Here is a 15,118-nt window from a genome sequence, read left to right as displayed (position 1 = left end):
GTAGGTTCAGCGGGTTGCTTGGGTGAGATGTACGCGACGGGGGTTGCGGTATGGCGGGGAATCGTCCACGGGACTGGCACGTTCTGGATCTGGACAAGGACCCGACCCCCGGCGATCCGGACCGGGTCCGCAAGCTCGCCAAGGACCTGCATGACTTCTCCGACGATGTCGGCAAGGTGCTGCGGGACATCAAGGGGATGGCGGGCGAGGACGCCATCTTGCGGTGGGCGGGCAAGACCGCCGAGGCCTTCACCGAGAAGTTCGAGAAGGCCCCGGACAAGCTGAAGAAGCTCAAGAAGTCCTACGGGATGGCGGGCGACGCCCTCGCCGCCTACTGGCCGGAGCTGGAGCGCGCCCAGTTCCTCGCCGACAAGGCGCTCATCAAGGGCCGCGAGGCCCAGGCCGACCTGTCCTCCGCCAAGTCCCGCCTCACCTCGGCCGACTCATGGATGGAGAAGGCGGGCAAGGAAGCCGACAAGTACAAGGAGGACGGCGGCAAAGGCCCGGGCGGCGGCAAGGACGTACCCAAGCCCGACCCGGACAAGGTCAGGGCGGCCACCCGCAACGCGACCTCCGCCGAGAACGCCCAGAAGTCCGCCCAGTCCGACGTCACCTCCGCGCAGAGCGCGCTGGACGCGGCGAAGAAGATGGCCGCCGACGCCCGCAAGATGCGCGAGGAGGCCGCCGGGACGGCCAAGCGGAAGATCGACGAAGCGTCCGACGCGGGCATCCCGAACCGCAAGTGGTGGGAGGAGATCGGCGACTGGGTCACCGACAACTGGGACACCATCATCGCCGTCTGCAAGGTCGTCGTCGCCGTCGTCGGCATCATCGCGATGATCGTCGGCGGACCCATCCTCGCCGCGATCGTCATCATCGCCGGGGCCATCGTCCTCGCCGACACCCTCAACAAATACCAAAAAGGCGAAGCAGGCCTGATGGACGTGGCCTTCGCCGCGCTCGACTGCATCCCCGGGGCCAAGGCCATCTCCACCGGCGCCAAGCTCGCCAAGGGCATGAAGGGCCTCAAGGGGATGGGCAAGGGCCTCAAGAACGGCCTGCGGCGCGGCGCCGACGACATGGCCACCAGCAAGCCCGCCAAGGGCCGCTGCAAGAACGGCGACCCCATCGACATGGTCTCCGGCGAAATGCTCATGGAGAAGACCGACGTCGACCTGCCGGGTCTGCTCCCGCTGATCCTGCGCCGCACCCACCTCTCGACGTACGCGTACGGCCGCTCCTTCGGCCCGTCCTGGGCCTCCACCCTGGACGAGCGCCTCGAACTCGACGCCGAGGGAGCCCTGTTCGCCACCGAGGACGGCATGATCCTCATCTACCCGGTGCCCGCGCCCGGCGCCTCGGTCATGCCCCTGGAAGGCCCCCGGTGGCCCCTGGACTGGGACGGCGCCCCCGGCGCCCCCATCCGCGTCACCGACCCCACCACCGGCCTCACCCGCCACTTCGCCCCCACCCGCCGCACCGCGGCCGCCGACGAGGCGTTCACCATGCCGCTGGCCGCGATCACCGACCGCAACGGCCACCGCATCGACGTCGACCGCACCACCGACGGCACCCCCATGGCCGTACGCCACTGCGGCGGCTACCACATCGACGTCGACACCCAGGAAGACCGCGTCACCGCACTACGCCTGCGCGACGCCGAAGCAGGCCCCGACGGCACCACTCTGCTGCGCTACCGCTACGACGCCGACGGCAACCTCAGCGAGGTGTACAACTCCTCCGGGCTGCCCTTCGAGCTCACCTACGACGAGCTCGCCCGCGTCACTTCCTGGACCGACCGCAACGGCTCCTGGTTCCGCTTCACCTACGACGACGAGGACCGCTGCGTACGCGGTGAGGGCGCCGACTCCGCGCTCAGCTGCACCATCCGGTACGACCCCGAGCACCGGGTCACGCGCTACACCGACTCGCTCGGCCACACCACCGAGTACCACTACGACGAGCGGCTCCATCTCGCTCGTGTCGTGGACCCGTTGGGCTTCTCCGTGCACACCGAGCGCGACGCCTTCGGGCGGCTGCTCTCCCGCACCGACGAGCTGGGCCGCACGACCCGCTTCACCCTCGACCGGCACGGACAGCCGGTGCGCATGGACCGCCCGGACGGCACCACCGTGCACGTCGAGTACGGCGAAGGCCTGCTGCCGGTCACCCTCACGGAGGCCGACGGATCACGCTGGGCGTGCGCGTACGACGAGCGGGGCAACCTGCTCACCAGCACCGATCCGCTCGGCGCGGTGAGTTCGTACACGTACGACGAGCGCGGGAACCGGATCTCCCAGACCGACGCGCTCGGCAACACCTTCCGGTTCGAGACCGACGGGGCCGGGCTGGTGCTGCGGGCGGTCGATCCGCGCGGCAGCGTCGTGACCGTGGACAGGGACGCGTGCGGCCGGGTCGTGCGCATCGAGGACCCGGTCGGCGGGACCGTCCGCCAGGGCTGGAGCCCCGAGGGCCTGCTGCTGTGGCGGAAGAACGCCGACGGCACCCGTGAGACGTGGGCGTACGACGCGGAGGGCAACCTCACGGAGCACCGCGACGCGGGCGGCTCCACCACCGCGTTCGAGTACGGCGCGTTCGACCTGCCCAGTGCCAGGACCGACCCGGACGGCACCCGCTACCGCTTCGCCCACGACACCGAGCTTCGGCTCACCGCCGTGCTCAACCCCCGGGGCGACGAGTGGCGTTATCGCTACGACGCCGCGGGCCGTCTGACCGGCGAGACGGACTTCAACGGCCGCACGCTCACCTACGTCTGCGACGCGACGGGACATCAGGTCGAGCGGACCAACGGCACCGGTCAGACGGTACGGATGAGCCGCGACGCCGCGGGCCGCGTGGTGACCCGGAGCACCGGCGACGGCACGGTCACCTCGCTCGGCTACGACCCGCTCGGACGCCTCGTCGAAGCCGTGAGCCCCGACGGCAGGGTCGACTTCGCCTACGACGCGGTCGGCAGGATCCTCGCCGAGACCGTCGACGGCCGGACCGTCACCAGCGAGTACGACGCGCTCGGCCGTCGGGTGCGGCGGTCCACGCCGTCCGGCGCCACCTCCCGCTGGTCGTACGACTCCGCGGGGCTGCCCGCCTCGCTCGTCACCGCGGGCGGCGAGCTGACCTTCACGCACGACGCGGCGGGCCGGGAGACCTCCCGGAGCCTCGGCGGGGCCGCCACGCTGACGCAGACGTGGGACAGCGGGCACCGCCTGCTCGAACAGGTCGTCCGGTCAGGGGCCGCCGAGGGCGGCACGACGGTGCGGCAGTCCCGCACGTACTCCTACCGCGCGGACGGCCACCTCACCGCTGTCACGGACCGGCTCGGCGGCGGCCGCGGATTCGACCTCGACCGCGCGGGCCGCGTGACGCGGGTGTCCGCCGAGACCTGGACCGAGTCCTACGCGTACGACGATCTCGGCAACCTCACCACTACCGCGCACCCGGCCCCCGGCGGCCAGGACGCGCAGGGCCCGGTGCGGCACTCCGGGACGCGGGTCACCTCGGCGGGCCGTAGCGCGTACGAGCACGACGACCAGGGACGCGTCACCCGCGTGATCCGGCGCACGCTGTCCGGGCTGCGCCGCGTCTGGTCGTACGCCTGGGACGCCGAGGACCGGCTCGCCGAGGCCGCGACGCCCGACAGCGGCAGGTGGCGCTACCGCTACGACGCGCTCGGCCGACGTACCGCCAAGGCCCGGGTCACCGAGGACGGTTCGGTCGCCGAGGAGACCCTCTTCACCTGGGACTGCGCCAACCTCGCGGAGCGGCAGACCCTCCGGGACGGCGTGGTGGAGGCCGACACCTGGGACTGGGAGCCCGGCACCCACCGGGCCGCCGCCCAGACGCGCAGGCGCTGGCGCGCCGACGGCCAGGAGGATGTCGACCGGCGTTTCTACGCGATCGTCACCGACCTGGTGGGCACGCCCAGCGAACTCGTCGGCGAGGACGGCACGATCGTCTGGCGGGCCGCCACCAGTCTGTGGGGGCGGCCCCTGGGCGGCGAGGACGACGGGCTGTGCCCGCTGTCCTTCCCCGGCCAGTACCGCGACGCGGAGACGGGCCTGCACTACAACCTGGTCCGCTACTACGACCCGGACACCGCGAGCTACCTCTCCCCCGACCCGCTGGGCCTGGTCCCCGCCCCGAACCACCACGCGTACGTCGACAACCCCTTCCGCTGGACCGACCCGCTGGGCCTGGAGGGCGAGCCGACCCGCGTCTACGACGACTCGGAGTACAGCAAGCACGGTTCGGGCAGCAGTTCCTCGGCCAAGGGCGAGGTCAGCCGCGCGCCCTCCAACGGCCAGGCCGCGCTGGACCGGTCCCTCGACATGGACCCGAACAACCCGAACGTCACGCGGCGCCTCGGCGTGGACCACGTGAACAACGAGATCGTGGTCCTGGACCGGCACCGCGAGATCGTCGACAAGAACGGCAACGTCGTCAAGGAGATCTACCATGGCCACGTGCAGTCCTCGTACCCGTCGAAGAGCGTCACGCAGGGCGATCTGACCAAGCTGAAGAAGGCGGGCATGATCGACAACCTCAAGAAGCAGCGGGTGCTCCCGCCGCCTCCCTGCGACAGCTGACGGGTGGCGGCAGGACGTGACGAAGGAAAGCCGAAGGTCCGGTATGGCGTCCGAGTGGGACTGGCAGAGCGGCGAGGGCCTGATCCGTATCGACGACCCCGCCGACTGGGACGCCGCCTACGAACGCGGCGAGAACCATCTCGGCACGGCGGCGATCGGCCTCGCGTTCCACTGTCCGCTGGAGGAGGCATCCCCCCGCATCCTCAAGGCGATGCGGCTGCCCGACGCCGGCCAGCGCGGCTTCGCCTTCACGGCGGCGGGCACCGCGGCCCGGCTCCACGGCGAGCTGACGCCGGAGCTGTACGCGGCGCTGCGCGCGGTGGGCCATCGTGGCGTCGCCGAGACCGCCGTCGACGACACGCTGACGTTCGTGCCGTTCCGGAAGCTGCCGCTGTGGTTCAAGTGGCGCTATCTCGCCGCCTCGGTGCGGGGCAAGCTGGACGCATGGCGGCTGACCATCGCCGACGCGGCCGAGGAAGCGTGGAAGGCTGTGCGGCGGAGATGACGGGGCGGGGGCCGGGTGTGGCGTCCGGATGGGACCGGGAAAGCGGCCAGGGTCTGATCCGTATCGACCGGCCTCGCGTTCCGGTGCCCCTTGGAAGACGCCTCGCCGCGCATCATCAAGGCGACGCGGTTGCCGGACATCGCTCAGCGCGGTTTCGCCTACACCGCGGCGGGTGTCGCCGCCCGGCTCAACGGCGCGCTGACCCCGGAGTTGTACGACGCGCTGCGCGCGGAAGGGCACAAGGGGCTCGCCGAGTACGCCATCGACGACACGCTGGTCTTTGTGCCGTTCCGGCAGTTGCCACCGTGGCTCAAGCGGCGGAAGGTGCTGACGTATGTGCGCGACAGGCTGGAGGGCTGGTGGCTGCGGTCCGTGGAGGCGGTCCTGGACGCCTGGAAGGCCGTACGGCGCCGCCCTCCTGAGGCGGCGCCGTACGGCCTTCGTCGGCAGGGTTACTTCGCGGACTCCACCGCGTGGCCGCCGAACTGGTTGCGCAGCGCGGCGATCATCTTCATCTGCGGCGAGTCGTCCTGGCGGGACGCGAAGCGGGCGAAGAGCGAGGCGGTGATCGCCGGGAGCGGCACCGCGTTGTCGATGGCCGCCTCGACGGTCCAGCGGCCCTCTCCGGAGTCGGCGGCGAAGCCGCGCAGCTTCTCCAGGTGCTCGTCGTCGTCCAGGGCGTTGACCGCGAGGTCGAGCAGCCAGGAACGGATGACCGTGCCCTCCTGCCAGGAGCGGAAGACCTCACGGACGTCGGTGACCGAGTCGGCGGCCTCAAGGAGCTCCCAGCCCTCGGCGTAGGCCTGCATCATGGCGTACTCGATGCCGTTGTGGACCATCTTGGAGAAGTGGCCCGCGCCGACCTTGCCCGCGTGGACGTAGCCGAAGTCGCCCTCCGGCTTGAGGGCGTCGAAGACCGGCTTGACGCGGGCGACGTTCTCGTCGTCGCCGCCGACCATGAGGGCGTAGCCGTTCTCCAGGCCCCACACGCCGCCGGAGACGCCGCAGTCGACGAAGCCGATGCCGCGCTCGGCGAGCTCGGCGGCGTGCTTCTCGTCGTCCGTCCAGCGGGAGTTGCCGCCGTCGACGACGATGTCGCCCTCGGCGAGGAGGTCCTTCAGTTCGTCGACGGTCGACTGGGTGGGGGCGCCCGCCGGGACCATCACCCAGACCACGCGCGGGCCTTCGAGCTTGTCGACGAGTTCGGCGAGCGAGGCGACGTCGGAGACGTCCGGGTTGCGGTCGTAGCCGATGACGGTGTGGCCGGCGCGGCGGATGCGCTCGCGCATGTTGCCGCCCATCTTGCCGAGGCCGATCAGTCCGAGCTGCATGTCAGTTGCTCTCTTTCGCGGAGGTCGTTCGCAAGGGTGGTTCGCGGAGTCGATTGTCAGGACGTACGGCCGCGCAGGGCGCGGTACGTCGCGACCAGGGACTGCGTGGAGGCGTCGAGGCCGGGGACTTCGGCGCCTTCGGTGAGGGCCGGCTCGACGCGCTTGGCGAGGACCTTGCCCAGCTCGACGCCCCACTGGTCGAAGGAGTCGATGTTCCAGACGGCGCCCTGGACGAACACCTTCTGCTCGTAGAGGGCGATGAGCTGGCCGAGGACCGACGGGGTCAGCTCGCGGGCGAGGATCGTCGTCGTCGGGTGGTTGCCCTTGAACGTGCGGTGGGCGACCTGTTCCTCGGCGACGCCCTCGGCCCGTACCTCGTCGGCGGTCTTGCCGAAGGCGAGCGCCTGGCCCTGCGCGAACAGGTTGGCCATCAGCAGGTCGTGCTGCGCGGCGAGTTCGGTGCCCAGCTCGTCGACCGGCTGTGCGAAGCCGATGAGGTCCGCCGGGATCAGCTTCGTGCCCTGGTGGATGAGCTGGTAGTAGGCGTGCTGGCCGTTGGTGCCGGGCGTGCCCCAGACGACCGGGCCGGTCTGCCACTCGACCGGGCGTCCCTCGCGGTCCACGGACTTGCCGTTGGACTCCATGTCGAGCTGCTGGAGGTACGCGGTGAACTTGGACAGGTAGTGCGAGTACGGCAGGACCGCGTGCGACTGGGCGTCGTGGAAATCGCCGTACCAGATGCCAAGGAGGCCGAGCAGCAGCGGCGCGTTGGCCTCGGCCGGTGCCGTGCGGAAGTGCTCGTCGACGAGGTGGAAGCCGTCGAGCATCTCGCGGAAGCGGTCGGGCCCGATGGCGATCATCAGGGAGAGGCCGATGGCGGAGTCGAAGGAGTAGCGGCCGCCGACCCAGTCCCAGAACTCGAACATGTTCGCCGTGTCGATGCCGAACTCCGACACCTTGTCGGCGTTGGTCGACAGGGCGACGAAGTGCTTGGCCACGGCCGCCTCGTCCCCGAGGGAAGCCAGCAGCCAGGACCGCGCGGCCTTGGCGTTCGTGATCGTCTCGATGGTCGTGAACGTCTTCGAGGCGACGATGAACAGCGTCTCGGCCGGGTCGAGGTCGCGGACGGCCTCGTGGAGGTCGGCGCCGTCCACGTTCGAGACGAAGCGGAACGTCAGCTCCCGTGCGGTGTACGGGCGCAGCGCCTCATACGCCATCGCGGGCCCGAGGTCGGAGCCGCCGATGCCGACGTTGACGACGTTGCGGATGCGCTTGCCGGTGTGGCCGGTCCACTCGCCCGTACGGACCTTCTCCGCGAAGACCGCCATCTTGTCGAGGACGGCGTGGACCTTCGGCACCACGTTCTCGCCGTCGACCTCGATCACGGCGTCCTTCGGGGCGCGCAGCGCGGTGTGCAGGACCGCGCGGTCCTCGGTGGTGTTGATCTTCTCGCCGCGGAACATGGCGTCGCGCTGCCCGAACACGTCGGTGGCGGCGGCCAGCTCCTGGAGGAGGGCGAGCGTCTCGTCCGTGATCAGGTGCTTGGAATAGTCGATGTGCAGGTCGCCCACGCGGACGGTGTAGCGCTCGGCGCGGCCGGGGTCGGCGGCGAAGAGGTCGCGCAGGTGCGTGCCGTTGGACTTGGCGCGGTGGTCCTCCAGGGCGGTCCACTGCGGGCGGTGCTTCAAAAAGGGCTTGGTGTCCTTGGTGTTGTCAGACATGTTGAACGGACTCCTTGGCGCCGGAGGCGTCCCCGTGCAGCGCGACGGCGTACATCTCGTCGGCGTCGAGACGGCGGAGCTCTTCGGCGATCAGCTCGGCGGTCGAGCGGACCTTCAGGGCGAGGGTGCGCGCGGGCTGGCCGGGCAGGGACAGGGTGGCGAGGGGGCCCTCGGGGCGGTCGATGCGGATCTCTCCGTTCGCCGTGCCGAGGCGGACCGCCGTGACGACGGGCCCGGCGGTCGTGACGCGCTCGACGGCGACGCCGAGCCGGGCGCCCAGCCACCGGGCGAGCAGCTCGGCGCTGGGGTTGTCGGCCTCGGACTCGACGGCGGCCGACGTGATGTCGGCGCGGGCCTGGTCGAGGGCGGCGGCCAGCATGGAGCGCCAGGGTGTGAGGCGGGTCCAGGCGAGGTCGGTGTCGCCGGGGGCGTACGACTTGGCGCGGGCGGCGAGGGCGGCCAGCGGGTCCTCGACGGCGTACGCGTCGGTGATGCGGCGGGCGGCGAGCGCGCCCAGCGGGTCCTTTGCGGCGTTCTCCGGCGCGTCGACCGGCCACCACACGACGACCGGGGCGTCGGGCAGGAGCAGCGGCAGGACGACGGAGTCGGCGTGCCGGCCCACCTCGCCGTACAGGCGCAGGATCACGGTCTCACCGGTGCCGGCCTCGGAGCCGACGCGGACCTCGGCGTCGAGGCGGTTGCCCTGCCGGTCGCGCGGGGAGCGGGCGGTGCGCCGGATGACGACGAGGGTGCGCGAGGGGTGCTCGCGGGACGCCTCCTCGGCGGCCTTGACCGAGTCGTAGGCGTTCTCCTCGTCGGTGACGATGACCATCGTCAGGACCACGCCCACGGCGGGTGTCCCGATGGCCCGGCGTCCTTTCACGATGGCCTTATTGATCTTGCTTGCCGTGGTGTCGGTCAGATCGATCTTCATGGCCTGCGCCAGCTCCGTCCGTCTCGTGCGAGCATCTCGTCCGCTTCCTTCGGGCCCCAGCTGCCCGAGGCGTACTGGGCCGGTTCGCCGTGGGTGTCCCAGTGCTCCTCGATGGGGTCGAGGATGCGCCAGGACTCCTCGACCTCCTCCGTGCGCGGGAAGAGGTTGGCGTCGCCCAGCAGTACGTCCAGGATCAGCCGCTCGTACGCTTCCGGGCTGGACTCCGTGAACGACTCGCCGTACGCGAAGTCCATGGACACGTCGCGGATCTCCATCGACGTACCCGGGACCTTGGAACCGAAGCGCACGGTCATGCCTTCGTCGGGCTGGACGCGGATGACGATGGCGTTCTGCCCGAGTTCCTCGGTGGCGGTGGAGTCGAACGGGGAGTGCGGGGCGCGCTGGAAGACGACCGCGATCTCGGTGACGCGGCGGCCCAGGCGCTTGCCGGTGCGCAGATAGAAGGGGACGCCCGCCCAGCGGCGGTTGTCGACCTCCAGCTTGACCGCGGCGTAGGTGTCGGTCGTCGACCGGGGGTCGATGCCGTCTTCCTGGAGGTAGCCGCTGACCTTCTCGCCGCCCTGCCAGCCCTCGGCGTACTGGGCGCGGACCGTGGACGCGGCCAGGTCGTCGGGGAGACGCACTGCCTTGAGGACCTTGAGCTTCTCCATGACCAGCGACTCGGCGTCGAACGCGGCCGGCTCCTCCATGGCCGTGAGGGCCATCAGCTGGAGCAGGTGGTTCTGGATGACGTCGCGGGCGGCGCCGATGCCGTCGTAGTAGCCGGCGCGGCCGCCGATGCCGATGTCCTCGGCCATGGTGATCTGCACGTGGTCGACGTAGCTGCGGTTCCAGACGGGTTCGTACATCTGGTTGGCGAAGCGGAGCGCCAGGATGTTCTGGACGGTCTCCTTGCCGAGGTAGTGGTCGATGCGGAAGACCTGGTCCGGGGCGAACACCTCGTGCACGATCGCGTTCAGGTCCTGGGCCGACCTGGTGTCGTGGCCGAACGGCTTCTCGATGACGGCGCGGCGCCAGGAGCCCTCGGGGGCGTCCGCGAGGCCGTGCTTCTTCAGCTGCTTGACGACCTTCGGGAAGAACTTCGGCGGTACGGAGAGGTAGAAGGCGTAGTTGCCGCTCGTACCGCGCTTCTCGTCCAGCTCGTCGACGGCGTCGCGCAGCTGCTTGAACGCGGTGTCGTCGTCGAAGTCGCCCGGGATGAAGCGCATGCCGTCGGCGAGCTGCTGCCAGACCTCCTCGCGGAAGGGCGTACGGGCGTGCTCGCGCACCGAGTCGTGGACGACCTGCGCGAAGTCCTGGTCCTCCCACTCGCGGCGGGCGAACCCGAGGAGCGAGAAGCCCGGCGGGAGCAGACCGCGGTTGGCGAGGTCGTAGACGGCCGGCATCAGCTTCTTGCGGGACAGGTCGCCCGTGACGCCGAAGATGACGAGCCCGGAGGGGCCCGCGATGCGCGGCAGACGCCGGTCGCGGGGGTCCCTCAGCGGGTTCCGCGGGTTCAGCGGGTCCTGCCAAGCGGTGGTGCTCACTTGGCGTCAGCTCCCTTTGCGTCAGTGCCCTCTGCGGCAGTTCCCTTGTCCGCGAGGCGGTTCGCCACCGTGCCGAGCAGGTCGTTCCACGCGGTCTCGAACTTGGCGACGGCCTCGTCCTCCAGCTGCTGGACGACCTCGTCGTAGGAGATGCCGAGCTTCTCCACGGCGGCGAGCTCCGCGCGGGAGGCGTCGTAGGTGCCGGTGACGGCGTCGCCGTGGATGTCGCCGTGGTCGGCGGTGGCCTTGAGGGTGGCCTCCGGCATGGTATTGACGGTGCCGGGCGCGGCCAGCTCGTCGACGTACAGGGTGTCCTTGTACGCCGGGTCCTTGACGCCCGTCGAGGCCCACAGCGGACGCTGCTTGTGGGCGCCCGCGGCCTCCAGCCTGGCGGCACGGTCGGTGGCGAAGACCTGCTCGTACGCCTCGTAGGCGAGCCGGGCGTTGGCGAGGGCGGCCTTGCCCTTGAGCGCCTTGGCGCCGTCCGTGCCGACCGCGGCGAGGCGCTTGTCGATCTCGGCGTCGACGCGCGAGACGAAGAAGGAGGCGACGGAGTGGATGGTGGCGAGGTCGATGCCGCGCTCGTGTGCCTTCTCCAGGCCCGCGAGGTAGGCGTCCATGACGGCCTTGTAGCGGTCCAGGGAGAAGATCAGCGTGACATTGACGCTGATACCGAGGCCGATGACCTCGGTGATGGCCGGGAGGCCCGCCTCGGTCGCCGGGATCTTGATCATGACGTTCGGGCGGTCGACGAGCCAGGCGAGCTGCTTGGCCTCGGCGATGGTGGCCTCGGTCTCGTGCGCCAGACGCGGGTCGACCTCGATCGACACGCGGCCGTCACGGCCACCGGTCGTGTCGTACACGGGACGCAGCACGTCGGCGGCGGCACGCACGTCGGCGGTGGTCATCATGCGGACGGCCTCGTCGACGGTGACCTTGCGGGCGGCCAGGTCGGCGAGCTGCTCCTCGTAGCCCTCGCCGGAGCCGATGGCGGCCTGGAAGATCGAGGGGTTCGTGGTGACGCCCACGACATGGCTCTTCTCGATCAGCTCGGCGAGGTTGCCGGACTCGATGCGGGTGCGGGACAGGTCGTCCAGCCAGATGGAGACGCCTTCGTCGGAGAGGGCCTTGAGACGCGACGAGGAGGGGGTGGCGGGGGCAGCGGGTGCGGCGCTGGTCATGTTCTTCAACTTCTTTCAGGTGTTACGGGAGTCAGGCGCGCGGGGCGTCCGGACGGAGCGGACGCGCAGGGCGTACGGGTCAGGCGCGGGCCGCGGCGAGGGATTCACGCGCCTCGGCGGCGACGTTCTCGGCGGTGAAGCCGAACTCGGCGAAGAGGACGTCGGCGTCCGCGGAGGCGCCGAAGTGCTCCAGGGAGACGATGCGTCCGGCGTCCCCGACATAGCGGTACCAGGTCAGACCGATGCCGGCCTCGACGGCGACGCGGGCCTTGACGGCGGGCGGCAGGACGCTGTCGCGGTACTCACGCGGCTGCTCCTCGAACCACTCGACGGACGGCATCGACACGACGCGCGTGGCGATCCCCTCGGCCTCCAGACGCTCCCGCGCCCCGACGGCGAGGTGCACCTCGGAGCCGGTGGCGATCAGGATCACGTCCGGGGTGGCCTCGGACGCCTCGGCCAGGACGTAACCGCCCTTGGCGGCTTCCTCGTTGGCCTCGTACGTCGGCACGCCCTGCCGGGTCAGCGCCAGGCCGTGCGGGGCGGGCTTGTCCGAGCCGCGGCGCAGGATCTCGCGCCAGGCGACGGCGGTCTCGTTGGCGTCGGCCGGGCGTACGACGTTCAGGCCCGGGATGGCGCGCAGCGAGGCCAGGTGTTCGACCGGCTGGTGGGTCGGGCCGTCCTCGCCGAGACCGATGGAGTCGTGCGTCCACACGTAGGTGACGGGCAGCTGCATGAGCGCCGACATCCGCACGGCGTTGCGCATGTAGTCGGAGAAGACCAGGAAGGTGCCGCCGTAGATACGGGTGTTGCCGTGCAGCGCGATGCCGTTCATCTCGGCGGCCATCGAGAACTCGCGGATGCCGAAGTGGACGGTGCGGCCGTACGGGTCGGCCTCCGGGAGCGGGTTGCCCTTCGGCAGGAACGACGACGTCTTGTCGATCGTCGTGTTGTTCGAGCCCGCGAGGTCGGCGGAGCCGCCCCACAGCTCGGGGACGACCGGGCCGAGGGCCTGGAGGACCTTGCCGGACGCGGCGCGCGTGGCGAGCTTCGTACCGGCCTCGAAGGCGGGAAGCGCCTGCTCCCAGCCCTCGGGGAGGCGGCCCGCGAGGACACGGTCGAACAGCTTCGCGCGCTCGGGGTCGGCGGTGCGCCACTCGGCGAGCCGCTTGTCCCAGGCGGCGTGCGCCTCGGCGCCGCGGTCGAGGGCCTTGCGGGTGTGGGCGATGACGTCGTCCTCCACGACGAACGACTGCTCGGGGTCGAAGCCGAGGACGCGCTTGGTGGCGGCGATCTCGTCGGCGCCGAGCGCGGAGCCGTGCGAGCCCGCCGTGTTCTGGGCGTTGGGGGCGGGCCAGGCGATGATCGTGCGCATCACGACGAGGGACGGGCGCTGCGTCTCGGCCTTGGCGGCGGCGAGCGCCTCGTACAGGGCCTTGACGTCGATGTCGCCGTCGGCCTGCGGTGCGACGCGCTGCACGTGCCAGCCGTACGCCTCGTAGCGCTTGGCGACGTCCTCGGAGAACGCGGTGTCGGTGTCGCCCTCGATGGAGATGTGGTTGTCGTCGTAGAGGAAGACGAGGTTGCCGAGCTTCTGGTGTCCGGCGAGCGAGGAGGCCTCGGCGGAGACGCCCTCCTCCAGGTCGCCGTCGGAGACGATCGCCCAGATGGTGTGGTCGAAGGGGCTCGCGCCCTGGGGGGTCTCGGGGTCGAACAGGCCGCGCTCGTAGCGGGCGGCCATGGCCATGCCCACGGCGTTGGCGAGGCCCTGGCCGAGCGGTCCTGTCGTCGTCTCCACACCGGCGGTGTGCCCGTACTCGGGGTGGCCAGGGGTCTTCGAGCCCTGCGTGCGGAACGCCTTCAGGTCGTCGAGCTCCAGCTCGTAGCCGGAGAGGAAGAGCTGGGTGTAGAGGGTGAGGCTGGTGTGGCCGGGAGAGAGGACGAAGCGGTCGCGGCCGGTCCACTCGGGGTCGGCCGGGTCGTGCCGCATGGCCTTCTGGAAGAGGGTGTACGCGGCGGGCGCCAGGCTCATGGCCGTGCCGGGGTGTCCGTTGCCGACCTTCTGCACGGCATCGGCCGCCAGGAGGCGGGCGGTGTCGACGGCACGCCGGTCGGTTCCGGTCCACTCGAAGGGGCGCTCGAAGGGGTCGAGGCCGTCCGGTGTCTGCGTGCTCATCTGTATGACTTCCTTCGCATCCGTGGTGCATCAGCGGTGCCGCGAGGCACCGGCGGTCCGGGCCAAAGGCCCTGGTCCAGCCACTTACGAACTTAAAGGTCATACTTTTACGGAGGAAGGTGCCCCCGTGTCAGCGTTCGGTGAAAATGGGACACGCGCAGGGCGTGGAGACGGCCCTGGCCGACGGAGACGCAGGGAACACGCATGACGGAGCGGGACAGCGCACATCCGAGCGCACATCTGGGAGCCGCGGAGCACATCCGTACCTACCCCTTCGACGCGAGCGCGAGCGTCTCCGGGGTCGGGATGCAGGTCGGCCCGATGGGCACGGACGGCCCCTGGGCGGGCGGCGTCGGCCTCTCGCGGCGCGTGCACCGCATCGACTTCCACGTCCTGCTCTTCTTCCGCGAGGGCCCGGTCCGCCACATGGTCGACTTCACGGAGTACGAGGCGGGGGCCGGTGACGTCCTGTGGATCCGGCCCGGCCAGGTGCACGGCTTCTCGGCGACCGACAGCTACGTCGGCACGGCGCTCACGATGCAGCCCGGCTTCCTGCCGCGCGCGATCGTGGAGGCGACGGGCCTGTACCGCTACGACAGGCCGCCACTCCTGCACCCCGAAGAGCCCCAACTGGCCGCCCTTGAGGCCTCCTTGGGTCAGCTCCAGCGTGAGTACCTGGACACGGCGACGCTGCCGCTGAGCCTGCACACGTCGGTGCTCCGGCACTCCCTGACGGCCTTCATGCTGCGGGTGGCGCACGTGTCGGCGCAGGCGGCGGCGGACGAGTGCAGACCACTGCCGGACACGACGTTCTCCCGGTTCCGCACCGCGGTGGAGCGGGGCTTCACGACCAACCACAGCGTCAGCGCGTACGCCGACGAGCTCGGCTACTCGCGCCGCACCCTCGTCCGCGCCGTGCGCGCCGCCACCGGCCAGACCCCGAAGGACTTCATCGACCGCCGCGTGATCCTGGAGGCGAAGCGGCTCCTCGCCCACACCGACCTGCCGTCGGGCCGCATCGGAGTGGCCGTCGGCTTCGCGGACTCGGCGAACTTCTCGAAGTTCTTCCAGCAGCGCACCGGTGTGACGCCGGCGGGGTTCCGGGCGGAACAGGCCTGA

Annotated in this window: 9 protein-coding genes; 3 read left to right on the top strand and 6 right to left on the bottom strand. The window is 70.7% G+C overall.

Annotated features, from left to right (window positions below):
- Positions 1-50: 50 nt before the first annotated feature.
- Complete coding sequence (locus ACWDVB_RS08075; RefSeq protein ID WP_451515839.1) at positions 51-4,604, top strand: DUF6531 domain-containing protein; 4,554 nt, start codon at positions 51-53, stop codon at positions 4,602-4,604.
- Between the two features lie 43 nt (positions 4,605-4,647).
- Complete coding sequence (locus ACWDVB_RS08070; RefSeq protein ID WP_451515838.1) at positions 4,648-5,109, top strand: hypothetical protein; 462 nt, start codon at positions 4,648-4,650, stop codon at positions 5,107-5,109.
- A gap of 452 nt (positions 5,110-5,561) precedes the next feature.
- On the opposite strand, the gene gnd is transcribed toward ACWDVB_RS08070, so the two are convergent.
- The 6 genes from gnd to tkt form a co-directional block, all read right to left on the bottom strand.
- On the bottom strand, positions 5,562-6,494 hold the full coding sequence (gene gnd, locus ACWDVB_RS08065) for a phosphogluconate dehydrogenase (NAD(+)-dependent, decarboxylating) (protein WP_451515866.1): 933 nt from the start codon (positions 6,492-6,494) through the stop codon (positions 5,562-5,564).
- Between the two features lie 2 nt (positions 6,495-6,496).
- A complete protein-coding gene (gene pgi / locus ACWDVB_RS08060; RefSeq protein ID WP_451515837.1) occupies positions 6,497-8,161 on the bottom strand; it encodes a glucose-6-phosphate isomerase in 1,665 nt (554 codons plus the stop codon).
- The gene (gene opcA / locus ACWDVB_RS08055; RefSeq protein ID WP_451515836.1) at positions 8,154-9,095 is read right to left on the bottom strand and encodes a glucose-6-phosphate dehydrogenase assembly protein OpcA; all 942 of its coding nucleotides are present in this window, start codon (positions 9,093-9,095) and stop codon (positions 8,154-8,156) included. Before opcA ends, pgi begins: the two co-directional genes overlap by 8 nt.
- Positions 9,092-10,642: a glucose-6-phosphate dehydrogenase gene (zwf, locus tag ACWDVB_RS08050; RefSeq protein ID WP_451515835.1), complete on the bottom strand. Its 1,551-nt coding sequence runs from the start codon at positions 10,640-10,642 to the stop codon at positions 9,092-9,094. The genes opcA and zwf overlap by 4 nt, the downstream gene beginning before the upstream one ends.
- Positions 10,639-11,823: a transaldolase gene (gene tal, locus ACWDVB_RS08045; RefSeq protein WP_451515834.1), complete on the bottom strand. Its 1,185-nt coding sequence runs from the start codon at positions 11,821-11,823 to the stop codon at positions 10,639-10,641. Before tal ends, zwf begins: the two co-directional genes overlap by 4 nt.
- A gap of 79 nt (positions 11,824-11,902) precedes the next feature.
- On the bottom strand, positions 11,903-13,999 hold the full coding sequence (gene tkt, locus ACWDVB_RS08040) for a transketolase (protein WP_451515833.1): 2,097 nt from the start codon (positions 13,997-13,999) through the stop codon (positions 11,903-11,905).
- A gap of 204 nt (positions 14,000-14,203) precedes the next feature.
- Here tkt and ACWDVB_RS08035 point away from each other — a divergent pair, with 204 nt between their 5' ends.
- Positions 14,204-15,118, top strand: coding sequence for a helix-turn-helix domain-containing protein (locus tag ACWDVB_RS08035; RefSeq protein ID WP_451515832.1), 915 nt, complete (start codon positions 14,204-14,206; stop codon positions 15,116-15,118).

This window comes from Streptomyces sp. NPDC003379 (assembly GCF_053589195.1).
Note: the sequence above shows the minus strand (reverse complement) of the source record. Positions and strands in the feature narration are given on the sequence as shown.